22 protein-coding genes are annotated in these 21,715 nt (G+C 74.5%); 7 read left to right on the top strand and 15 right to left on the bottom strand.

Going from position 1 to position 21,715, the window contains the following annotated elements:
- Positions 1 to 188: 188 nt before the first annotated feature.
- Positions 189 to 1,019, top strand: coding sequence for a class I SAM-dependent methyltransferase (locus tag KV557_RS08085; protein WP_218199066.1), 831 nt, complete (start codon positions 189 to 191; stop codon positions 1,017 to 1,019).
- A 205-nt stretch (positions 1,020 to 1,224) separates the two neighbouring features.
- On the opposite strand, the gene KV557_RS08080 is transcribed toward KV557_RS08085, so the two are convergent.
- Positions 1,225 to 1,800 carry an O-acetyl-ADP-ribose deacetylase gene (locus KV557_RS08080; RefSeq protein ID WP_218199065.1) on the bottom strand — a complete coding sequence of 192 codons (576 nt, stop codon included), beginning with the start codon at positions 1,798 to 1,800 and terminating at the stop codon, positions 1,225 to 1,227.
- Between the two features lie 235 nt (positions 1,801 to 2,035).
- Between KV557_RS08080 and KV557_RS08075 the strand changes: the two genes are divergently transcribed.
- Entirely contained in the window at positions 2,036 to 3,532 is a 1,497-nt protein-coding gene (locus tag KV557_RS08075) for a PP2C family protein-serine/threonine phosphatase (protein ID WP_218199064.1), read from the top strand.
- A 111-nt stretch (positions 3,533 to 3,643) separates the two neighbouring features.
- On the opposite strand, the gene KV557_RS08070 is transcribed toward KV557_RS08075, so the two are convergent.
- From KV557_RS08070 to KV557_RS08030, 9 genes are all read right to left on the bottom strand, one after another.
- On the bottom strand, positions 3,644 to 3,997 hold the full coding sequence (locus KV557_RS08070; RefSeq protein WP_218199063.1) for a DUF2516 family protein: 354 nt from the start codon (positions 3,995 to 3,997) through the stop codon (positions 3,644 to 3,646).
- A 119-nt stretch (positions 3,998 to 4,116) separates the two neighbouring features.
- On the bottom strand, positions 4,117 to 4,644 hold the full coding sequence (locus KV557_RS08065) for a hypothetical protein (protein WP_218199062.1): 528 nt from the start codon (positions 4,642 to 4,644) through the stop codon (positions 4,117 to 4,119).
- Between the two features lie 18 nt (positions 4,645 to 4,662).
- Positions 4,663 to 5,079 carry a helix-turn-helix domain-containing protein gene (locus KV557_RS08060; RefSeq protein ID WP_218199061.1) on the bottom strand — a complete coding sequence of 139 codons (417 nt, stop codon included), beginning with the start codon at positions 5,077 to 5,079 and terminating at the stop codon, positions 4,663 to 4,665.
- Positions 5,067 to 5,765 carry a deaminase gene (locus KV557_RS08055; RefSeq protein ID WP_218199060.1) on the bottom strand — a complete coding sequence of 233 codons (699 nt, stop codon included), beginning with the start codon at positions 5,763 to 5,765 and terminating at the stop codon, positions 5,067 to 5,069. Before KV557_RS08055 ends, KV557_RS08060 begins: the two co-directional genes overlap by 13 nt.
- A 45-nt stretch (positions 5,766 to 5,810) precedes the next feature.
- A complete protein-coding gene (locus tag KV557_RS08050; RefSeq protein WP_218199059.1) occupies positions 5,811 to 6,962 on the bottom strand; it encodes a DNA polymerase III subunit beta family protein in 1,152 nt (383 codons plus the stop codon).
- A gap of 34 nt (positions 6,963 to 6,996) precedes the next feature.
- Complete coding sequence (locus KV557_RS08045) at positions 6,997 to 7,899, bottom strand: RNA polymerase sigma-70 factor (protein ID WP_218199058.1); 903 nt, start codon at positions 7,897 to 7,899, stop codon at positions 6,997 to 6,999.
- A complete protein-coding gene (locus KV557_RS08040) occupies positions 7,896 to 8,453 on the bottom strand; it encodes a carboxymuconolactone decarboxylase family protein (protein WP_218199057.1) in 558 nt (185 codons plus the stop codon). Before KV557_RS08040 ends, KV557_RS08045 begins: the two co-directional genes overlap by 4 nt.
- A gap of 140 nt (positions 8,454 to 8,593) precedes the next feature.
- Positions 8,594 to 8,812, bottom strand: coding sequence for a hypothetical protein (locus tag KV557_RS08035; RefSeq protein ID WP_218199056.1), 219 nt, complete (start codon positions 8,810 to 8,812; stop codon positions 8,594 to 8,596).
- Positions 8,809 to 11,991 (bottom strand): DEAD/DEAH box helicase, encoded by a 3,183-nt coding sequence (locus tag KV557_RS08030; RefSeq protein ID WP_218199055.1) that lies wholly within the window; start codon positions 11,989 to 11,991, stop codon positions 8,809 to 8,811. The genes KV557_RS08035 and KV557_RS08030 overlap by 4 nt, the downstream gene beginning before the upstream one ends.
- Before the next feature lie 184 nt (positions 11,992 to 12,175).
- Here KV557_RS08030 and KV557_RS08025 point away from each other — a divergent pair, with 184 nt between their 5' ends.
- Complete coding sequence (locus tag KV557_RS08025) at positions 12,176 to 12,781, top strand: YceI family protein (protein ID WP_218199054.1); 606 nt, start codon at positions 12,176 to 12,178, stop codon at positions 12,779 to 12,781.
- Between the two features lie 166 nt (positions 12,782 to 12,947).
- Here KV557_RS08025 and KV557_RS08020 read toward each other — a convergent pair whose 3' ends face one another.
- Entirely contained in the window at positions 12,948 to 13,913 is a 966-nt protein-coding gene (locus KV557_RS08020) for a LysR family transcriptional regulator (RefSeq protein WP_218199053.1), read from the bottom strand.
- 125 nt (positions 13,914 to 14,038) lie between these two features.
- On the opposite strand from KV557_RS08020, the gene KV557_RS08015 reads away from it, so the two are divergent.
- Both KV557_RS08015 and KV557_RS08010 read left to right on the top strand, forming a co-directional pair.
- Positions 14,039 to 15,292: an MFS transporter gene (locus tag KV557_RS08015; protein WP_218199052.1), complete on the top strand. Its 1,254-nt coding sequence runs from the start codon at positions 14,039 to 14,041 to the stop codon at positions 15,290 to 15,292.
- A 9-nt stretch (positions 15,293 to 15,301) separates the two neighbouring features.
- On the top strand, positions 15,302 to 15,781 hold the full coding sequence (locus KV557_RS08010; RefSeq protein ID WP_218199051.1) for a macro domain-containing protein: 480 nt from the start codon (positions 15,302 to 15,304) through the stop codon (positions 15,779 to 15,781).
- Positions 15,782 to 15,791: 10 nt separating this feature from the next.
- Here the strand turns inward: KV557_RS08010 and KV557_RS08005 are convergent, their stop codons facing one another.
- Entirely contained in the window at positions 15,792 to 16,328 is a 537-nt protein-coding gene (locus tag KV557_RS08005) for a GNAT family N-acetyltransferase (protein ID WP_218199050.1), read from the bottom strand.
- 183 nt (positions 16,329 to 16,511) lie between these two features.
- On the opposite strand from KV557_RS08005, the gene KV557_RS08000 reads away from it, so the two are divergent.
- Positions 16,512 to 17,351 carry a TetR/AcrR family transcriptional regulator gene (locus KV557_RS08000; protein WP_374106602.1) on the top strand — a complete coding sequence of 280 codons (840 nt, stop codon included), beginning with the start codon at positions 16,512 to 16,514 and terminating at the stop codon, positions 17,349 to 17,351.
- Between the two features lie 81 nt (positions 17,352 to 17,432).
- On the opposite strand, the gene KV557_RS07995 is transcribed toward KV557_RS08000, so the two are convergent.
- A complete protein-coding gene (locus KV557_RS07995) occupies positions 17,433 to 18,713 on the bottom strand; it encodes a GNAT family N-acetyltransferase (RefSeq protein WP_218199049.1) in 1,281 nt (426 codons plus the stop codon).
- Positions 18,714 to 18,792: 79 nt separating this feature from the next.
- On the opposite strand from KV557_RS07995, the gene KV557_RS42360 reads away from it, so the two are divergent.
- Positions 18,793 to 18,915, top strand: a complete 123-nt coding sequence (locus KV557_RS42360; RefSeq protein WP_256177076.1) for a hypothetical protein — start codon at positions 18,793 to 18,795, stop codon at positions 18,913 to 18,915.
- Positions 18,916 to 18,960: 45 nt separating this feature from the next.
- Here the strand turns inward: KV557_RS42360 and KV557_RS44420 are convergent, their stop codons facing one another.
- Positions 18,961 to 20,208, bottom strand: coding sequence for a C40 family peptidase (locus KV557_RS44420; protein ID WP_218199048.1), 1,248 nt, complete (start codon positions 20,206 to 20,208; stop codon positions 18,961 to 18,963).
- A 321-nt stretch (positions 20,209 to 20,529) separates the two neighbouring features.
- The gene (locus KV557_RS07985) at positions 20,530 to 21,651 is read right to left on the bottom strand and encodes a hypothetical protein (protein ID WP_218199047.1); all 1,122 of its coding nucleotides are present in this window, start codon (positions 21,649 to 21,651) and stop codon (positions 20,530 to 20,532) included.
- Positions 21,652 to 21,715 lie beyond the last annotated feature (64 nt).

Here is a 21,715-nt window from a genome sequence, read left to right as displayed (position 1 = left end):
CCGCGCACGGCCCGCCCGCTGTCCGGTGTGCGCTGCCCCGTCCGGGCACACATCACCGCCAGTGTGCCAACCACCCGGCCGATGTTCGGCATTCCCGGATCGGCGGACCGGATCGCCGGCCGGGCATCACCGCAGGTGGGAGATGGTGGCCGAACCCCGGGGGCGCCCTTCTCGGTACCCTTCTCGGCATGGCTGCCTCCTTCGACTCCGCGACCACGCCCGCCCGTGGGCGGACCGGGCGGCCGGTGGGGACGGTCACCCGGGGGACCACCAACACCAACCGGCTGCGGCGGATGGACCGCTGGATCGCCCACACCCTCGGCCGCGCGCTGCGCGCCGCCGCCCGGCCGCCGGTGGCGGTCGACCTCGGCTACGGCGCCGCGCCCTGGACGGCCGTCGAACTGGCCGGGCGGCTGCGCGCGGTGCGGCCGGACGTCCGGGTGGTCGGGATCGAGATCGAGCCGGAGCGGGTCGCCGCGGCCCTGCCGTACGCCGAGCCGCCGCTGCTCACCTTCCGGCGCGGCGGCTTCGAGGTGCCGCTGGACGGCGGCGCGCCGGCCCAGCTGATCCGGGCCGCCAACGTGCTGCGGCAGTACGACGAGTCGGCGGTCGCCGCGGTGTGGGAGCGGCTCTGCGCGCGGCTGGCGCCGGACGGGCTGCTCGTCGAGGGCACCTGCGACGAGATCGGGCGGCGGCACGTCTGGGTCGCGCTCGGCCCGGAGGGGCCGCGGACGGTGACCTTCGCGGCCCGGCTGGGCGGCCTCGGCCAGCCGTCGGACCTGGCCGAGCGGCTGCCGAAGGCGCTGATCCACCACAACGTGCCGGGCCGGCCGGTGCACCGGTTCCTGGCCGACTTCGACCGGGCTTGGGCGGCCGCCGCGCCGTACGGGGCGTTCGGGGCGCGGCAGCGCTGGGTGGCCGCGTGCACGGCGCTGGCGGGCGACTGGCCGCTGGTGGACGCCCGCGGCCGGTGGCGGCAGGGCGAGGTCACGGTGCCCTGGACGGCGCTCGCGCCGTAGGACGGGGCTCGCGGGGCCGTGCTTCTACGGTGCTCGCGGGGCCGTGTTTCTGCGGTGCCGGCTGGGCAGTGGTCGTGGTCCGACAGCGACCCGCCGGTTTCACTCGAACGAGTTATCGAATTCCTCTGGCGCGTTGACGCCCCGTCACGCCACGATGGAGGCCACCGAACGGCGATCACCACCGCCGCCCGGCGTTCGCCCTGCCTCAGCCCTCGCCCGCCTCCCGCGGCTCCCGCAGCACCTGCCACGCCCGCTCGAACACCTCGTACATCTCTGCCCCGAACAGCACGAACCGCACCTCGTCCAGCCCAGCCCCGGCCCGTTCGTCACCGCCGTCCGCCACCTCGGCGACGGTGGAGAGCGCGATCCGGGCCGCGTCGGCCGGCGGCCATCCGTAGATTCCGGCCGACACGGCCGGGAAGGCCACCGTGCGCGCACCCAGCTCCGCCGCCGTCCGCAGCGCCTCGCGATAACAGGAGGCCAGCAGCTCCGCCTGCTCCTCGTACTCCTCCGCCCGGTACACCGGCCCGACGGTGTGCATCACCCACCGGGCCGGCAGCCGCCCGGCCGTCGTCGCCACCGCCCGCCCGGTGGGCAGCCCCTTGCCCCAGTGCGAGGCGCGCAGCCGGCGGCACTCCTCCAGAATCTGCGGCCCGCCCTTGCGGTGGATCGCACCGTCCACCCCGCCGCCGCCCAGCAGGGACGAGTTGGCGGCGTTCACCACGGCGTCCACCTGCTGTTCCGTGATGTCACCCTCGACCAGGGTGATCCGTGTCACCATCGTGTACCCCTCTCCCCGCCCACCCCGGCAGCCGCCGGGAACGGGCCCGAGCCGTCGTCCGAGTCCGATCACCACACCGCCACCGGCGTGGCACCAACCACAACGGTGCCGGTGGGTCAGAGAAATCCCCGGAGATCACGTTATGGTCGCGAGAAGTTCCCCGACGCAGGGTGCCAGGCGGGCACTGCGGACGGACCTCGGCCGTTACGCACTCGGGGAAAGGGAGGAACCACCGATGCCCGCAACGGGAGACGGGCGGGCACCTGGTGCCGCGGACCCGGCGGGCGCCCTCGACGGCGCCCTCCCCCGCCATGCCCTCGGCCGCCCGGCCACGGCCGTCCCGCTGACGGACGCTCCCCCGATACCTCACCCCCGGTCGCAGGCGGGAAACGTTCCGGCACCCGGCGAGGCCTCCACCGGCGCCGCGCCGCTCAAGCTCCTGGTGATCGAGGACGACGCCTCCGACGCCCAGCTGATCAAGGCGGCGGTGGCCGACAGCGGGGCCTCCATCGAGGTCCACTGGGTCCGCGGCCTCGACCAGGCCACCGGCCTGCTGGCCCCCGCCCCGAACGGAAACCGGCGCGGGCGCTCCCGCACCAACGAGTTCAGCTGCGTCCTGCTCGACCTCGCCGCCCCGGCCGACCTGCCGCACCCCGAATGGGGGCACCGCCCAGCCGCCAAGGCTGGGGGCCCCTCGGACGGGCTGGAAGGGCTGCACGAACTGCTCCGCCGCGCCCCGCACACCGCCGTCGTCGTGCTCACCGACGCGGCCGGCGCCGAACTGGGCGCCGCCGCCGTCGCCGCCGGTGCCCAGGACTTCCTGATCAAGCACGAGACGGACGGCCCGCTGCTGGCCCGCGCCCTGCGCTACGCCGTCGAGCGCAAGCGTGCCGACGAATCGCAGCGCCGCCTGGTCGAGGCCGAACTCCGCGGCCAGGAGAACGCCCGACTCCAGCGCCACCTGCTGCCCACCCCGCTGCTCGACGGCGCCGGCCTCTCGTTCACCCGGCGCTACCGTCCCGGCCGCCGCCGCGCCCTGCTCGGCGGCGACTTCTACGACGCCGTCCGCACCGACGACGGCACCGTCCACGTCGTGATCGGCGACGTCTGCGGCCACGGCCCCGACGAGGCCGCGCTCGGCGTCGCCCTCCGGATAGCGTGGCGCACCCTCGTCTTCGCGGGCCTCACCGGCGAGGCCCTGCTGACCACCCTCCAGCACGTCCTTGAACACGAGCGGCGCAGCGACGAGATCTTCGCGACGCTCTGCATGCTCGTCATCGAACCCGGCGGCGACTGCGGCGAACTCGACGCGCTCGGCGCCTGCGAGCGGGCCCGTCTCTATCTCGCCGGACACCCGGCGCCGCTCCTGCTCGGCCGGGACCACCAGCCGATGTCGCTGCCCTCCGACCTCGCCGGGCCCGCGCTCGGGCTCCTCCCGTGCGACGACGGGCAGGCCGCCTGGCCCGCCCACCGCCTCGAACTCCGGCCCGGCTGGCGGCTGTTGCTCTACACCGACGGGCTGATCGAGGGCCGGGTCGGGGCGGGGTCGCGGCGCCTCGGGCAGGACGGGCTGGCGGACCTGGTCGGCGACCACCAGTCCGCCGGGCTGACCCGCGGCCGGCTGGTCGACAGCGCCATCGCCGAGGTCGAGGAGCTGAACGGCGGCGCGCTGACGGACGACGTCGCGGTGCTGCTGCTGGAACGGAACCCGGTGCAGCTGATCCTCGGGTGAGGGCGTCGTGCGGGAACGACCCCGCCCGGGCAGGTGCTTCACCTGCCCGGGCGGGGTCGTTCTGTCGGCGGTCGTTCTGTCCGAGCTCGTGCTGTCCGTGCGGCTCGCGGTCTACCAGGGTCCGTACGGCCCCATGTTGTTCCGGCCGCCGCCCCGGCCGCCGCGGTTGGTCAGCTCCCGGATCGCCGGGCGCACGTCCACCATGTAGACGATCGAGGCGACCAGGCCGGCGAGCGTCCCGATGCCGGTGAAGAAGTTCGCCCCGAACAGCAGGTCCCAGCCGAACGCGATCGCCAGGATCGTCAGCCAGAACGGCTTGGTCTTCTTGTCCGCCGCCCGGTAGGCGTCCTCGCGGCGCGAGGCGCCGTCGAGCAGGGCGAACAGTTTGAAGCCCAGGATGGCGACGGACAACCACCAGATCGGGTTCAGATAGGCCAGGTCCAGAATCTGGGCCACTCCGCCCATCGCGGTCTCCTCTGTCTCTCGGCTCCGGCGTGTGGGCCGCCGTCCATCCTGGCACGGCGAACCGTTCGCCCAGGTGTCAACGTTCCGCGGTCACCGGATGTGCCCCGTTCGGCGGCGCTTCACTCGCCGCCGTCGACGCCCTTCCGGGCCCGGGCGTTCTTCTTCGGCACGGGCTCGGCGTCGGCCTCGACCACCTCGTCCTCGGCCATCTCGTCCGAGACCACCTCGGCCTCCAGCAGCTCGGGCTCGGCGGGCACGTCCGGCGAGCCCGGGCGGGTGCGCTCGACCACGACCTTGCCGCGCTCGGCCAGCTCGTCGTACGTCTCCTTCGCCTTCACCGCCAACTCGACCGCGCGGCCCACCTGCTGGAGGGCGAAGTCCTGGGCGCGCTCCTGCAGGGCCTTCAAGTCGGTGGGGAGCATGGTGACGGTGTCCGTGACCCTGGCCTGCGCCTCGGCCAGCTTCGCCTGCGCCTCCTGGAGCTTGGCGCCGGCCTTCTCCTGCGCGCCCTTGCGGTCCGCGGCCAGCGCCTCGACCCTGCCCGGCACCTCGCGCAGTTTCTCGTAGGCGAGGTCGCCGGCGCCGGCGAGGGCGTACAGCGGGGTCGGGTCGGTGAGGGTCTTCTTGATCTCGTCGGTGATCGGCATGACCGGTCCTCCCGGTGTCTAGGTGGCTGAGCCGTCGGTCGGAGTGGCGGTGTCGGCCGCAGGTTCGGCGTCGGCCACCGTGCCCCGCAGGGCGGCGTTCTCCTTGAGAAAGGCGTCGTAGACCGCGAGCAGCGCCTGCTTCTGCTGCTCGTTGATCAGCGGATCGGCCAGGATCGAGGCCCGCAGCTCCAGGCCCTCGCCCCGCCGCTCCTCCAGAATCCCGGCCTGGACGTACAGCGTCTCCGCGGAGATCCGCAGCGCCTTCGCGATCTGCTGGAGGATCTCCGCACTCGGCTTGCGCAACCCTCGCTCGATCTGGCTGAGGTAGGGGTTGGACACGCCGGCGGCCTCCGCCAACTGCCGCAACGAGTACTGCGCGTTCCGGCGCTGCTCGCGGATGTACTCGCCCAGCGAGCCGACGTTCAGTGAGGCCATACCCACAGCGTGCAACACAGCGCTTGCAAATGCAAGCAGGCCGCTAGCAGCAGCAAACGGGTCCTGGACCCTAGCGGGTGGCGGCCTCGGTGATGCGGGGCCAGAGGGTGGTGAGGAGGGTCGGGAGGTCGGGAGGAAGGTCGGGGGTGGTCGCCGGGTGATGGCCAGGCGGGTGGTCGGTGGGTCCGCGGCGAGGGCGGGGCCGGCGGTGCGGACGGTGTCGGCGAGGGAGAGGGCGGTGGCCACCACCGCCGTCCAGCGGTCCTCGGCGGGGCCGAGGAGGGGGACGGCGGCGGTGGGCCGGTGGCCGGCGGCGACGGCCACGGGTCGTCGGCGAGGTAGCGGACCGTCCCGACGCCGGTGAAGGCGGCCGCCGCCGCACACATCGCGCAGGGGCGGTGGCTGCTCCACAGGGTGTGGGTGGCGAGGTCCCAGCCGGTCCGGGCGCGGGCGAGCGCGTTCAGTTCGGCATGCGCGGGCGGGGTGCCCTGGAGGGGGTCCGGCCCGCCCGGGGGGTCGTAGGCGCGGTTGCGGCCCTGGGTGACGATCGCGCCGGCCGCGTCGGTGAGCACCGCGCCGACCGGCAGGCCACCGTGGCACCAGGCCTGGTGGGCGAGTTCCAGGCAGCGGCAGGCGGCGGGCGCGAGTGCCGCCCAGGCGGTGACGGAGTCCCCCGGGGTTCCCATGCCGACGAGCCCAGGAAGTACCGGACGTCCGGATCACTCGGCGGATCACACGAGTTCGGGCACCCGGACCGGCATCAGGATGGAGAAGGTGCCATCCCGGCCGGGCGTGCGGATCGCCAAGGGGGCGATCGGGCCGCCGAGTTCGAGGACCAGCTGCTCGGGCCGGCCGGCCCGCAGGGCGTCCAGCAGGAAGTCCCGGTTGACCGCGACCCGGACCTCGCCGGGTGCGGGCTCGGTATCCGCCGGGGCGACCGCGAGACGGCCGTCCGGGCCGAGGGCGAGGACGGTGACCACGCAGTCCTCGCCGTGCGGGCCGGACGGCAGGGTGCGGGTGGCGCCGGACTCGACGGCGCCGCGCAGGGCGGCGGCGGGCAGGCCGACCCGGTGCTGCGGGTCGAGCCGGGTGAGGACGCGGTAGTCGGGGTAGTCGAGGTCCAGGGTGGCGCCCTCGATCCGGTGGCCGCCGGTCCCGGCGCGGAATTGGCCGCCGCCGAGGGTCAGTTCGGCCTCGGCGGCGCCCGCACCGAGCAGGGCGCGGAGGGCGTCCACCAGGGCCGTGGGGACGATCGCGCCGGCGGGCGGCGCGGTGTCGGGCACAGCGGTGTCGGGCACAGCGGGGAGAGGCACGGCGGGGAGAGGCAGTTCGGGGAGGGGCACTTCGGCGAGCGCCATCCGGTACCGGTCGGTGGCGACCAGGCGCAGCACCGCACCGTCCAGGTCGAACAGCACCCCGGCGAGGACCGGGAGTTCGGGGTCGGCACCGACCGCGTGGCGGACCGCGTCGAGGGCGGCCGCCAGGTCCTGGGCCGGGACGGTGAGCCGGAGTTCGGCGGGGGCGGTGGTCATCGGGTTCTCCCTCTGGTCGATCAGCGTGCGGATCAGGGAGAGCTCGCGGCGGGCGTCGGCGAGGCCGTCCTCCAGGCGGCGCAGGTGGGCGTCCACCACCCGGTGGGCCTCGCCGGAGCCGGGGGCGGCGCCGAGCACGGCGCGGATCGCGGCCAGCGGCAGGCCGACGCGGCGCAGCCGGGCGAGTAGCCGGGCGTCGGCGAGCTGCCGGGGCCCGTACCAGCGGTAGCCGGTGTGCGGGTCGACCCGGGCGGGGGTGAGCACGTCGGCGCCGTCGTAGTAGCGCAGGGTGCCGACGCCCAGGCCGCTGGCGCGGGCCAGTTCGCCGATGCTGTGCAGGTCGCTCTCCATGCCGGTGACTCTGGTGGCTCGACCAGGTCGAGGGTCAAGCCCCGCTTCCGCCGGTGGTGAGGTGCGTGAGCTTGTGCGGGTTGCGGACGGCACGCATCGCGGCGATCCGCGGCTCGCCGTCGGGTCCTTCGACGAAGTCGAACACGGTGACGGAGTCGACCGCGCCGTCCAGGGTGAGCAGCAGGCCGGGCTGGCCGTTGACGAGGACCGGGCGGGCGGCGGCGTGCTCGCCCAGCTTGCGGAACAGCCCGAGGATGAAGCGGGCCACCTGGTCGGCGCCGTGGATCGGGCGGCGCGCGGCCTGGACGACGCCGCCGCCGTCGGTCCACGAGGTGACGTCGGGGGCGAGCAGTTCCAGCATCCGGTTGAGGTCGCCGCCGACGCAGGCCGCGAGGAACTCGTCGGTGGCCCGGCGGCGCAGCTCCGGCGGGGCGTCGTAGCGCGGCCGGCCGGCGTGGACGTGCGCCTTGGCGCGGCTGCCGACCTGGCGGCAGGCGGCCTCCGTGCGGTCCAGGGACTCGGCGATCTCCTTGTAGGAGAAGCCGAAGACCTCCTTGAGTACGAAGACCGCCCGCTCCAGCGGGGAGAGGCTCTCCAGCAGCACCAGCACGGCCAGCGAGACCGTCTCGGCCCGTTCGACGTCCTCGGTCGCATCGGGCTCGCTGACCAGCGGCTCGGGCAGCCACGGGCCGACGTAGGACTCGCGGCGGACGGCGGCCGAGTCGAGCCGGTTGAGGGCGAGGTTGGTGACCGTCCGGGCCAGGTAGCCGCCCGGGTTGGCGACCGGGCCGGTGACCTGGCTCCAGCGCAGCCAGGTGTCCTGGACCAGGTCCTCGGCGTCGGCGATGCTGCCGAGCATCCGGTAGGCGATGCCGAAGATCATTCGCCGGTGCTGCTCGAAGGCCTGCAGATCGGGTGCGCTGGAGGTGTCCGTCACCCGGCCGACGGTACCGCACAGGCATCGGAGAAGCCCTGGCTGGTGAGGCCGAGGGCGCTGTTCATCCGGGAGCGGAGGTTCTCCAGGGCGATCATGACGGTCAGTTCGACGAAGGCGGCCTCGCCGAGGCAAAGGAGCAGTTCCTCAGCCAGCGCGTCGGTGACGGCCGGTTCGGTCTCGCACATCGCGTCGGCGTACTCCAGCACCAGCAGCTCCAGCGGGCCGAAGGCGTCGCGATGCTCGCGCCACTGCGGCACCTTGGCGATCTTCTCGGGGGACAGGCCGAGCTGCGTGCCCTCCCAGTAGCCGAAGTCCATGCACCAGGAGCAGTTGATCCGGGCGGCGGCGGCCATCACGGCGAGGTGCTTGAGCCCGGGGTCGAGCGCCTTCCAGCCGGCGGCGCGGCGCTCCAGGGAGAAGTAGTCGCGCAGCACCCGGGGGTTGTGGCCGAGGGCGAGGCCCGGGTCGAGCACCTTGCCGTAGGAGCGGCGGGAGTACCACTCGGCGAGGCGCAGCAGCGGAGTGCGGGGCGGGGTGAGCGAGATGCGGGCCATGGCGGATCTCCTCGGTCGTCGCGTGGGCCCACCCGGTGGTGGGCTCTCACCTGGACGACCGGGCGGCGGCTGCGGATGTGACATCCGGGCGGGGGCTGCGGGAGCGGAGGGTGTTGTAAGCCCTGTCGAGCAGGGCGGGGTCAGCCGCGGAAGGTGTCATACGCGGGGGCGAGCAGGGCCGCGAGGTCGCGTCCGCGCACGGTGATGCCGGACGGGCCGAGGCGGCGCAGCGAGGGTTCGCCCTCCTCCTCCGGCTCCTCCGCGCGCAGGGTGAAGTCGCCGCGCCAGTAGGCGGCGACGTTCACGGCGGCGACGTTCACGGCCGGGGCGTTCACGGCTGCGGGGTCGTGCTCGGTCATCCGTCCTCCTCCTCGGCCACCGCGTCGTCGCGGGTGAGCTCGACCAGTTCGCGCAGTGCGTCGGCGGGCAGGTCGGTGAGCCAGCGCTCACCCTCCCCCACCACCGTGTCGGCCAACGAGCGTTTGGCGGCGAGGAGTTCGTCGATCCGCTCCTCGACCGTGCCGACGCAGACCAGCCGGCGGACCTGGACGTCCCGGCGCTGGCCGATCCGGAACGCGCGGTCGGTGGCCTGCTCCTCGACCGCCGGGTTCCACCAGCGGTCGAGGTGGATCACCTGGGTGGCGGCGGTCAGGTTGAGGCCGGTACCGCCGGCCCGCAGCGAGAGGATGAACACCCTTGGCCCGTCCGGGGATTGGAACCGCTGGACGAGTTCCTCGCGGCGGCCCCGGGAGAGCCCGCCGTGCAGGTAGAGCACCTCCTCACCGAGCCGCCGGGCCAGGTACGGGCGGAGCATCGCGCCGAACTCGGCGTACTGGGTGAAGACCAGCGTGCGATCACCCTCGGCGAGCGCCTCTTCGAGGAGTTCGGCCAGCCGGGCGACCTTGCCCGAGCGCTCGCCCAACGCCGAACCGTCGTGCAGCAGTTGGGCCGGGTGGTTGCACACCTGCTTGAGCTTGCCGATCGCGGCCAGCACCGTGCCGCGCCGCTCCACGCCCTTGATGCCCTCGACTCGCTGCAACAGGTCGGCCACCACCGCCTGGTAGAGGCCGGCCTGTTCGGCGGTGAGATTGCACCAGACGGTCATCTCCTGCTTGGCGGGCAGCTCGGCCGCCAACGCCGGGTCGGTCTTGAGCCGGCGCAGGACGAACGGGCCTGTGCGGCGCCGGAGTTCGGCGGTGCGGTCGGGGCTGCGGTGCAGCTCGACCGGGATCGCGTAGCGCTCCTTGAAGCGCTCGGCCGGGCCGAGCAGCCCGGGGTTGGCGAAGTCCAGGACGGCGTGCAGCTCGGACAGCCGGTTCTCCACCGGGGTGCCGGTCAGGGCGATCCGGTGGACGGTGACGGGCAGCGCGCGGATCGCCCGGGCCTGGGCGGTGCCGGCGTTCTTGACGTGCTGCGCCTCGTCGGCGACGACCCGGCGCCAGCGGACCTTCCGGAGGGCGGCGAGGTCGCGCTGGACCAGGCCGTAGGTGGTGATGACGAGGTCGGTGTCGCGGACGGCGGCGGCGAGTTCGTCCGGTCCGAGGCGGCCGGAGCCGTGGTGGACGTACCGGCGCAGGCCGGGGGCGAAGCGCTCGGCCTCGCGCTGCCAGTTGCCGACCAGGGACATCGGGCAGACCAGCAGGGTCGGGCCGTGGCCGGTGCCTTCGGCTCGGTCAGTGCGCTCGGCCTGCTCGGTGCGTTCCGCCTGCTCGGCGGCCAGCAGGGCGAGGGTCTGGACGGTCTTGCCGAGGCCCATGTCGTCGGCCAGGACGGCCCCCAGGCCGAGCCCGGCCATCGTCCGCAGCCAGGCCAACCCCCTTTCCTGGTACGGACGGAGGGTCGCGCGGAAGTCCGGCGGGAGGACGGGGGCCGGGGCGGGGGCGGACCGGCCCGCGAGCAGGTCGCCGAGCGGGCCGTCCGCCCGGACGGCGGTGACGGGCAGCCCGGCGACCGTGGCCTCCGGGTCAAGTGCCAGCCGCAGCACCTGTGTTGTGGCGAGGGCGCCGTCCCGCTGGTGGCTGAGGAAGGACAGCGCAGCGGCGATCTGCGCCGGGTCGGCCTCCAGCCAGGTGCCCCGCACCCGCACCAACCCCTGCTTGGCGGCAGCGAGTTCGGCGAGCTCCCGCTCGCTGAGCGGATCGCCGTCCGGGCCGAGCGCGGCCTGCCAGCGGAACGCGACCACGGCGTCCCGGTCCACCTGGCTGGTGACGGCCAGCGAGCCGGGCGCGGGCGGGGTGGTGACGCGCAGGGCGAGCCCGAGCCGGGGCTTCCGGCGCCACCAGGCGGGCAGCAGCACACCAAAGCCGCTCTCCGCCAGGGCTGGGGCGGCCACGCGCAGGAAGTCCAGCGCCCCGGCCCGGTCGAGCGGGAGGCCGGACGGGCGGGAGCGGTGGCGCAGCCCGTCCAGCTCGGGCCATCGGTGGGCGGCGCGGGCGAGTTCGGCGGCCAGTACGCCGGCCGGATCCTCGGCCTTGCGGGCGAGGGCGGCGAGCGCGGCGCCGCCCTCGTGCAGGTCGGCGGCGCGGACCAGCAGGGAGGGCTCGTCGACGGCCTGGAGCAGGAACTCCACCTGCCAGGCGTCGTCGGACGGGCGGCCCTCGGGGTCGTCCGCGTCCGGCCCGAGGGGCTCCAGCAGGCGGAAGCAGAGCCGCAGCGCGGGGTCGGCGGGCTCGGCGGCGGCATACCAGGCGGAGATCCGGCGGTGCAGTTCGGCGAGGTCCTCCGGGTCTGCGGTGAACGTGCCGTCCGGGGTGGACAGGGCCGTCAGCCAGTGCTCGGCCGCGCCCGTCGCGGTGGCGGCGCCGCGCAGCAGCGGCGGCGCGGCGGCGAGGGCGGCCCTGGCCTCGGCGTCCGCCAGGGCGGTCAGCGCGGCGTCCACCAGCGCCTCGCCGGTGACATCGGTGGCGGGCCACTCCCCCAGCGCGAGCGGCGGACAGCCGGCCGCGAGGGCGGCGGCCTCGCGGCGACCGGCGGGCGTCAGGTCCGGCCGCCAGCGCGCCTGCGGGGCACCGTCCGCCACGACCGGCAGCGGCAGCACCCGGCCGCCGCCGACCGTCCGCCAGGCGAGGTCGTGCACCCCGGTGAGCCAGCGCAGCGACGGCCCGTAGATCACCTCGACACGCCCGGCGCCGGGCAGATCCGTGCCGGTCACGGCCCAGTGCGGGTCGAAGACCTCACCCAGCAGCTGGGCCGCCGCCCCGGCGTCGAAGACCAGCGCGGGCACCCGCCAGGGCGCGAGCGCCGCCCCGCCGCGCACGGGAGCGACCGACAGGTCGGGCGAGGGCGCGGGCAGGCCGCCGACGGTGGGCAGCAGCAGGGTGGCCCAGCGCTCGGGCGCCTGGCCGGCCAGCCAGCCGAGGCCCGGCCCGATCCCGCCGAGCACGGCGGCCACCTCGGTGGCCGGGCAGGCGTAGGGGTGGGCGCGCGGGGCCGGCCGGGCGGGCGGCTCGCCGGCCGTCGCGGTGGGGTAGCGGCGGGCGTCCTCGGCCCAGAGCGCCAGCCGGCCGTCCGCGCGCCAGAGCGCGTGCAGGACGAACATGGGCGGGCCTCTCTCGGGGGCGGCTGGGCGGGGGGCAGCGGGGCGGCGGGGGCGTCCTCGAAGACTAACTGCGGGGTCCGACACGTCCGAGCTCCGATGTGGTTGAAGTTTGAACGAAGTGGGTCTATGGTGGAGTCCAGAAAGTTGAAGCCTAAACAAGTGGCTTCGAACCCGAGGAGGAGCCATGGGCCTGTTCAACCGCACCAAGACCACCACCGTCGCCGTCGCCGAGACCCCGGCCGGCCCGACCCTCGCCCACCTGACCGGCGACTGGGCGATCGACACCACGCACAGCGAGATCGGCTTCTCGGTCCGCCACGCGATGGTCACCAACGTCAAGGGCCGCTTCACCGACTACGACGGCAAGTTGCACCTGGACGGCACCACGCCCGGCAATTCCTCCGCCGAACTGGTGATCAAGGTCGCCAGCATCGACACCAACCAGGCCCAGCGCGACGAGCACCTGCGCACCGGCGACTTCTTCGCCGCCGACTCCTTCCCGGAGATCCGCTTCCGCAGCACCTCCACCGAGCGGCTGCGCGGCGACTCCTACCGGATGAGCGGCGAGCTGACGATCAAGGACACCACCCGCCCGATCGTCCTGGACCTCGACTACACCGGCAGCGCCACCGACGCCTACGGCGCCGAGCGGGTCGGCTTCGAGGGCACTGCCGTCGTCGACCGCACCGACTTCGGGCTGACCTACAACGCGGCGCTGGAGACCGGCGGCGTGCTGATCGGCGAGAAGGTGAAGCTCAGCTTCGACATCTCCGCCGTCAAGGCGGCCTGACCCGGCCACCCACTGCCGCCACCCCGGCGTACCCGCACCGCCCCTGCCGCCCCCCGAGCGGCAGGGGCGGTGCGCGTCTCCGGGCACAACAACCGCCGGGGGCCCGGTAATTCCGATGCGGGGGGGCGCAGGGCGGGCGGCGGCGCGGGGGCAGCGCCGGCCGGGCTCAGCCCGGGAGCAGCGCCGCGTCCGCTGTCGGCAGCCAGCTGCCTGCGGGGCGGCGCAGCCAGGCCTCGGCTGCGCCGAGGGCCGCTGCCGCATCGGCCAGTGCGGTCAGGCCGGGGTGCCGCAGGCCCGGGCGGTGGACCAGGCTGACCAGGCTGAGCGGGACCGGTTCGACCAGGGGCACGTTCACCGCGCCCGGGATGTGCGGGCCGCCGACCGTGGTCAGCATCGGGTCGCCGTGCCGGGCGAGGTACCGGGCGGTCTCGTCCACGCCCACCGGCGGCACGTACGGCGCCGCCGCCGTCAGGCCGTGCTCGCGCAGCAACCGGGCGCCGAGGTCGGCCCACTCGGTGGTGGCCGGGTTGCCCGCGCAGATGTCGACGGGGTGCCCGGCCAGGTCGGCGAGGCGCAGCACCGGGCGGCCGGCCAGCGGGTGGGTGTCCGCCATCATCACCGACATCCGCTCCAGCCGGACCGGCAGCTGGGCGAGTTGGCCGCGCAGCTCGGCGGTCAGCCCGGCGAAGCGGCCGAACGAGACGTCCAGCCGGTGGGCCAACAGTTCGACGGCGGCCGCCGCGAGGCCGCCGTGGAAGCGGGCCAGCAGGTCGCCCTCCGGCCGGGCGGCGCGGGCCCGGGCGAGGACCCGGTCGGCGGTGAGGTCGGGGCCGGTGACGTCGCTGTTGAGGTCCAGCAGCAGCGGTCGCTCGGCGGCGCCCGCGACGATCTCGTCGTGCAGGGCGAGGAGTTGGCGGGCTTGGGGCAGCAACCGCAGCCCGGCCGGGGTGAGTTCGACGCTGCGGGTGGTGCGGGTGAACAGGGCGTCGCCGAGCAGCCGCTCCAGCATGCGGACGTCCCGGCTGAGCGCCTGCTGGGCCACGTGCAGCCGCCCGGCGGCCCGGCCGAAGTGCAGCGTCTCGGCGGTCGCGACGAAGCCGCGGAGCAGGCGGGGGTGCAGGTCGACGGGCATGGCGGCAGATTAACAACGCGGCGGATTGACAACACCGTGTTGTCAGTGCGGCGGAACAGGTGTTGGACCGGCGGCGGACGGCCGGGCGAGGCTGGGGGCATCCCCCACGTCTCCCCAGGAGCCCCATGCCTTCGCATGCCCTTTTCGCGTCCTACCGGCGGCTGTTCGCGGCCCCCGGCACCGCCGCCTTCACCCTGGCCGGGCTGCTCGGCCGGCTCGCGCTCTCGATGACGGGCGTCTCGCTGGTGGTGCTGATCGCCGAGCGGCGCGGCTCGTACGCGCTCGCGGGCACCGTCGCGGCGGCCGGGCTGGCCACCGGCGCGATCGGGATGCCGCTGCTCGGGCGGCTGGTCGACCGGTACGGGCAGGCGCGGGTGACCGTCCCGGCCACGCTGTACAACGCCGTACCGCTCCTCTGCCTGCTGCTCTGCGTCCGGCTCGGCGCGCCCGACTGGACCCTCTACGCCTGCTGGGCGGCCGGCGCGGCGGCGCCCAACCTGGGCGGCATGGCGCGGGCCCGCTGGGCGCACCTCTACCGGGCCGACCCGGCCGCCCGGCACCTGGCCAACTCCTTCGAACAGTCGCTGGACGAGCTCTGCTTCATGGCCGGGCCGGCCCTCGGGATGCTGCTGTGCACGACGGTCGCGCCGGAGGCCGGACTGCTCACCGCCGGGACGATAGGCACCACCGGCGCCCTGCTGTTCGCCGCCCAGCGCCGCACCGAACCGCCCCTGACCGGACTCTCCCCGCAGGGACGCCAGGGCTCGCCGCTGCGCGTGCCCGGGCTGCGCGTCCTGGTGCTGACCTTCCTCGCCACCGGCGCGGTCTTCGGCTCGATGGAGATCACCACCGTCGCGTACGCCGACGCGCTCGGCCACAAGCCGGTCGCGGGAGGGCTGTTGGCGCTGGTGGCGGCCGGTTCCTGCGTCGCCGGGCTGCTGTTCGGGCTGCTGGCGCCGCGCGGGGCACCGGGCAAGCGCTTCCTGCGCGGGGTCGCGGCGATGGCCGCGCTGCTGCTCCTGCCGCTCGCCGCCGGGCTGGGCGGAGCCGGCCTCGGCCTGCTCGGGGTTGCGCTGTTCGCGGCCGGCACGGGCACCGCGCCGACCATGGTTACCGGCATGACTCTGATCCAGGAGCTGCTGCCGCAGCGGCAGTTGAACGAGGGCATGGCGGTGGCGGTGTCCGGCATCGTGGTCGGCATCTCGGCCGGCGCCGCGCTCGCCGGGACGGTCGCCGAGCACGCCTCGCCCGGCACCGGCTACGTGCTGCCCGCCGGGGCGGCCGTTCTCGCCGTGCTGATCGCCCTCGCCGGGCGGCGCCACCTGACGGGCTCCCGGGCGCTCGGAAATTCCGAACGAACTGTCGGCGTGGCGCGTTAGCGTTCGAGCATGTCGACGATCACGTACGTCCGAGGCGACGCCACCGCGCCCCAGGCCAAGGGCGTCAAGGTGATCGCGCATGTCTGCAACGACCTCGGCGGCTGGGGCAAGGGCTTCGTCGTCGGGATATCGAAGCGCTGGCCCGAGCCCGAGGCGGCGTACCGGCGCTGGCACCGGGAGCGGGCGCGGAACGACTTCGGGCTGGGCGCGCTCCAGCTGGTGCGGGTCGAACCGTACGTCTGGGTGGCCAACATGGTCGGCCAGCGCGGTATCCGGACGGCGCGTTCGACGGGCGTGCCGGTGCGGTACGAGGCCATCGACGCCGCGCTGACGGCCCTGGGCGAGCGGGCGCTCGAACTCGGCGCCTCCGTCCACATGCCGCGCATCGGCTGCGGCCTGGCGGGCGGGCGCTGGGAGCGGGTCGAACCGCTGGTCGCGGCCCGGCTGGTGGAGCGGGGGGTGCCGGTGACGGTCTACGACTACAACTGATGACGCCTGACTACGGCTGCGCCGCCGGCCAGGTGTACACGTACTCGGGCAGCAGGTGGCCGCCCGGGAACGCGCCCTCCTGCGTCGCCGTCCGCCGGCCGCCCTCGCGCTCGTAGAAGGCGACCGCGCGGGTGTTGTCCTGCAGCACCTCCAGGTACAGCTCGGCACCCGGGTGCCGCTCCGCGACGTGGGCGCGGGCCTCGGCCAGCAGGGCGCGGCCGATGCCGCCGCCGGTGCGACCGGGGTGGACGTGCAGGTTGTCGAGCAGCACCCGGCCGTCCCACTGCGGGACGAGGTACGCGAACCCGACGACCTCCCCGGCCTGTTCGGCGATCAGCAGCTCGGGCGTGTTGGCCGGGTCCCCGTAGTCGGCGGCGAGCCGCAGAGCCCACAGCTCGCGCCGCTCGGCGGCCAGCCCGTCACCGATCGCCTCGGCGGGGACGATGTCGCGGTAGGTGGTGCGCCAGCTGAGGGCGTGCAGGTCGGCGACGGCCTCGGCGTCGTGCACCCCGCCGCGCCGGATGGTGGTCTCATCGGAACCGATCATGTGACGAGCCTCCCACACACCCGGAGTTGAACATGTTCAATCCAACGCGCTACAGTTCCGGCATGCTTTTGAACACGTTCGAAATGAACGGGGGCGGAGCGGCAGCACCGGATGCGGAGGGGGCATCCGGTGCTGCGCGCACCGACACCGGCTGGAGTCTGGTCTCCGGCTAGGCTCGTGCTCGTGGACGACCTGGAAGCGACGAACGGACCGAACGGAACGGACGGCACGAGCGGCACGGCCGAGGCGGCAGCCGCACCCGGCACGGAGAGTGGCGCGGCGGCGACAGCGGTCGCACCGCCCGTCGAGCCCCGGGGCAGCCGCGCCCAGCCGAAGACCGACAAGAGCGAGGCCACCAGGGCGCTCATCCTGGAGACCGCGATGCGCCTCTTCCGGGAGCGCGGCTACGACAAGACCACCATGCGCGCCATCGCCGCCGAGGCGGGCGTCTCGGTCGGCAACGCCTACTACTACTTCTCGTCCAAGGAATTCCTGATCCAGGGGTTCTACGACCGGATGACGTACGAGCACGCCGCCGACGCCCGGCGACGGCTGGCCGGCACCCGGGACTTCGCGGAACGTCTGGAGATCGCCGTCGCCTCGTGGATCGACTGCGCGACGCCGTACCACGAGTTCGCCGCCCAGTTCTTCCGCACGGCGGCCGACCCGAACAGCGCGCTGAGCCCGTTCTCCAACGAGTCCCACCCGGCGCGGGCCACCGCCGTCGAACTGTTCCGCGAGGTGCTCACCGGCTCCGACCTGGCCCCCAAGCTGGACGCCGAACTCGCCGAGCTGCTGCCCGATCTGCTCTGGCTGAACCTCATGATCGTCGTCCTGTACTGGGTGTTCGACCGCACCGAGGACACCGAGCGCACCCGGCAGTACGTGCACCGCTCGACGCCGATGGTGGCCCGGATCATCAACCTCTCCCGCTACCGGGTGTTCCGCCCGATCGTCCGGGACGCCAAGGGGCTGATCCAGGACTTCATCCTGCCGACCATCGGCAAGACGGCCGTCAAGTAGGCACTGGGCGCGGTACGTTGAGAAACGCCGAGAGCCGGCCCGCAGCTCAGCGGGCCGGCTCTCGGCGCAAGGCGGGAAACCTCAGAAGTTGTCCGGGTTCCAGGCCAGCAGCGGTGTGCGCAGCAGCAGGTCCGCCGCCGCGGCCGCGCCCGGGCGCAGCTCGGTGATCAGGCCGGCCGCGGCCAGCCGCGGGACGGTCTCGCCGCCCAGGTAGAGCGTGCCCAGCCCGGAGGCGTCCAGGGCGAGGTCGGCCGCGTCCTCGGTGGGGGTGCAGCGGCCGGTGCCGTCGGCCGCGACCTCGATCGCCCAGCGACCGGCCGCGAAGCCGAGCCGGTCCTCGACGGCCAGCACCACGCGCCCGGGCGCGCCGTACGTCCGGGCGTTGAACGCGGCCTCGACGTCGAGCACCCGCAGCCAGGTGAAGTCGGCGTTGTCCACGTACGGGGTGGCGGCGCGCGGGTCCTGGAGCAGCAGGGGCAGCGGGTCGTCCGGGCCGAGGTTCTCGACGACGACCTTGCGCACCCAGTCGACGGAGAGTACGAACCGCCACAGCTCGGCGGCCGAGGCCCGGTCGAGGGCGAGGAAGTCGACCACGGTGAGGGTGCAGTTCGGGTAGCTGCCGTCCCAGGCGTCGTCGACCCGGTAGGCCACCGCGCCGGTGGCGGTGCCCTCGGCGTCCCGGTGGACGGCCACGAACGGCTCCTTGAACTCGAAGCCCGGCACCCTGACCTCGCCGGTGTTGCGCTTCCACCACAGCTCGTCGCGGGCGAGCGCGCCGGGCTGGGTGAGCCGCCAGCGGTCGTGCAGCTCGGCCCCGGTCTTGCGGGCCTCCTCCATGGTGACGAAGTCGATCCGGCCACCGGGCACCGTGGGCAGGCCGTCGCGCAGGCCGCGGGTGCGGTTGAGGTCGACGTTCCAGCCGTGGCCGCGGGTGGCCGGGCCGAAGCCGTACCGGCCGTAGATGTTGTACTCGGCGGCGATCAGGACGGCCACCGCCGAGCCGCGCCCGCGGGCCTCGGCCAGGTCCCGCCGCATCATCGCGCTGAGCAGACCGCGCCGGCGGTGGGTGGCGCTGACCGTGACGGCGGTGATGGCGTCGGCCTGGACGGTGGCCCCGCCCGGGACCGTCAGCTCGACGTCGAAGCTGCGGAAGGTGGCGATGCAGCGGCCCTCGTCGAAGCCGCCGAGCACCCGCCCCGGCTCCCACTGCAGGCGGCGGTAGTCGGCTGCGCTCTCGGCGTGCGAGCGCAGGAAACCGAGGGCGAGCGCGCGGTCCCACGCGGCGACCTCGTCCTCGTCGATGGCACGGATCCGGATCCCGTTGACCGTCTCGACGGCCCCGTCATCGGTTGTGTTGCCCATTGGGCCACCGTACGACCGGCTCCCGATGACGTCATCTCATTTATTCGTTCCCGACCCGACGTTGAACTGCGACGACCGCATGGCCACGCGGACCCGCGAGGCGGTCTGTGTCTCCGTCCTGACGCTCCCGCTCTCCGCCGCCTGGATCTGGAGCGGAATCCTGCTCCGCACTCGCCGGGAGGAGCCGGCGTCCTACAACTGACCAGGACCGGCCCGATGGTGGCCGCCCCGTTCGAGGCGCTGACCGCTACGGACGGGCGTAGAAGTCGGGAGTGCCCATGATCCAGAGGCTGGCCTTTTTGATCGGCATGCCGACGCGGGGCGCCTCGATCATCTGGTCGTCGCCGATGTAGAGGCCGACGTGGTGGATGTCGGCGGCGCGGCCGGTGTCGGTCCAGAAGACCAGGTCGCCGGGGCGCAGGTCGCGGTAGCGGATCGGGGTGCTCTGGGCGTACTGGTCGGCGGCGAAGTGGTTGAGCTGTCTGCCGCCCTCGCGCCAGGCCATCATGGTCAGCCCGGAGCAGTCGTAGCCGGCCGGGCCCTCGCCGCCCCAGATGTACGGCAGGCCGATCTTGGACCGGGCGAAGGCGACGGCGGCGGCCGCGCCCTCGGCGGACCAGGGGCGGGCGGGCGGAGCCGCCGGACCGGCCTGGGCCGCAGCGGCGGCAGCGGCTTCGGCGGCGGCCTGTTCCGCCGCCGCCTTCTCGGCGGCGGCGCGGGCGGCGGTCGCCTCCAGGGCCTCGCGGCGCTGCCGCTCCAGCTCGACGGTGGTGTGCCGTGCGGCGGCCAGATCGGCGAGCAGCTGTTCGCGGCGGCGGCCGATCGCGGCCACCTCGCTCTGCTGCGCTGCCAACCGCGCCTCCGCCCGGCCCTTGGCCGCGCCGACCTCGACCGCTGCCTTCCCCGCTGCCTCGGTGGCGGCCCGGGCGGTGCCGGAGGCCCGGCTCGCGGCGGCGGCCGTGGAGGTGGCGGCGTCGAGGATCTGCCGGGTGCGGTCGCTGGCGACGCCGACCACGGCGGCGCGGCGGCCGGCCTCGCGCGGCCCGTGCGCGCCGAGGAGGGCGTTGAGCGCGGACAGTTCGGCGCCGGCGCCCTGCCGGTACGTTTCGGCGGCGAGCTGGGCGGCGGCGTCGGCCGCGGCGACCCGGTCGGCCTCGGCCGCGGCGGCCCGCCGGGCGGCGGCCGTCTCCTCAGTGCGGGCGCGGGCGAGGGCGAGCTGGGCGCCGTTGTAGGCCTCGACGGCCTGTTCGGCGCTCCGTCCGGACCGGTCCAGCTCGCCCCTGGCGGCGGTGAGCCCGGCCTCGATGCCGGCGATCGAGGCCGCCTTCAGGTCGGCCTCGGCCCGGGCCCGGTCGACGTCGTCGGCGGAGGGGTACGGGTCGGCGGCGGGGCCGGCGGCCGGTTCGGGGTCCGCCGGGGCGGCCTGGGCGGCGGGGAGCAGCCCGAGCAGGGCGGTGAGGGAGAACAGGAGGGTCGGCAGGAGCCTGCGCGCCACGAGACTTCCCTTCTCACGGGTCGGACGGGTCACGCGGTGGGACGGGTCATTGACCGGGAGCGGCAGCGACCGGGCAGTGGCAGCGACCGGGCAGCGGCAGCAACCGGGTAAGGCAGCGGCCGGGCGGTCCGCGGCACTCGGTGAGGAGGCGGCCGGGCGGGTGGTCCGACGAAAGTGTCCTATTGCGTGACAGAACGGTCACTCATCGCACATGGTCTCAAGTCCGGCGCTTTTCACACCCGGAACGCGCTCCACCAGCCGGGTGACCATCGGATGATCCGACCGGAACTCAACTCCGGCCGGGCGCACAAGGTATACGAACTACCGGCGGATCCGGGGGGTGTGCGTCCGCACGTGGGGGTGTCGCTCGGACCGGGGCTCCAGCCCGGTCGGCCGGACCGCGTACGTCCGACTGCGCCCGGCCCGGACCGTCCGGCGGCGCTGCTGCGCCCGGCGCCCCCGGCCGTGCCCGCTCCCGGACACCCCGTAGCTCCCTGACGCCCCGTAGCCGGAGCCCTCGTGCGGGGCAGCCTGGCCCTGCCCGGCCCCGGCCGGCCCGGCGGCACCCGCGGCGGCGGCCGAACGCCGGTCGGCCAGCCGCGCGGAGCGCCGGGCCAGCGCCCGAGCGGCGTGGGCGTCGAGGTGGGCGGTGGCCCTGGCGGCCATCTGCTCGGCCACCCGGTGGGCGGCGGGGTGGTTGGCGGACACCTTGTCGGGCGCGCCGGCGATCAGGTCGAAGAGCCAGGTGCGGGCCCGGTCCGCACGCCGGTGCAGCAGGCGCTCACGCCGGAGCGCACGCGCCCGGCGGCGGGGTCGCGTGGCGTACCGCCAACGGGCCCACGGGCTGGTCGGCCGGGCCAGCCGGACCGCGCCGATCCAGGACAGGCCCGGGACCATGATGCCGAGCAGGCCGCTCCACACCTTGCCCTTGAGCAGGGTGATCACCGAGGCCAGCGCGTTGACCGAGATCACGGTGATCAGCCCCCACCGGGTCTCCTCCCCGGGCACCACGCCGAGCGGCACGTACCCGACCAGCAGCAGGGCGGTGAACAGGATGCCGAAGATCACCGCGTCCACCGACTTGCGGCCCTGCTCGCTCCAGTAGACGTCGTCCAGGTGCAGGATCAGCGCGAACTCGTCCAGCACCAGGCCGCAGCCGATGCCGAAGAGCAGCCCGAACCAGTCGATCCACGGGTGCCCGCCGTAGGTGGCGAACACCCCGACGCCGCCGGCCAGCAGGAAGCCCAGGCCGAACACCATGTGGTGGATGTGCAGGCCGCCGGGGGTGACGTTGCCGGGCCACCAGCGAACCTGGGCACGGATCATCCGCACGCTGAACCGGATGAAGACGAAGGAGGTGATGAATCCGACCAGCAGCAGGAACAGCGGCTGTTTGTGCGCGGCGATGATGTGCTCGCGGTAGCCGTCCAGCAGTGTGGTCATGGGTCTTACCTTCGTTCCTGGTCCTGCGTCCTGCCTGCCGCGACATGGACCGGAGCCCAACACC

The organism is Kitasatospora aureofaciens (assembly GCF_019192735.1).
GTDB lineage: Bacteria > Actinomycetota > Actinomycetes > Streptomycetales > Streptomycetaceae > Kitasatospora > Kitasatospora aureofaciens_A.
Note: the sequence above shows the minus strand (reverse complement) of the source record. Positions and strands in the feature narration are given on the sequence as shown.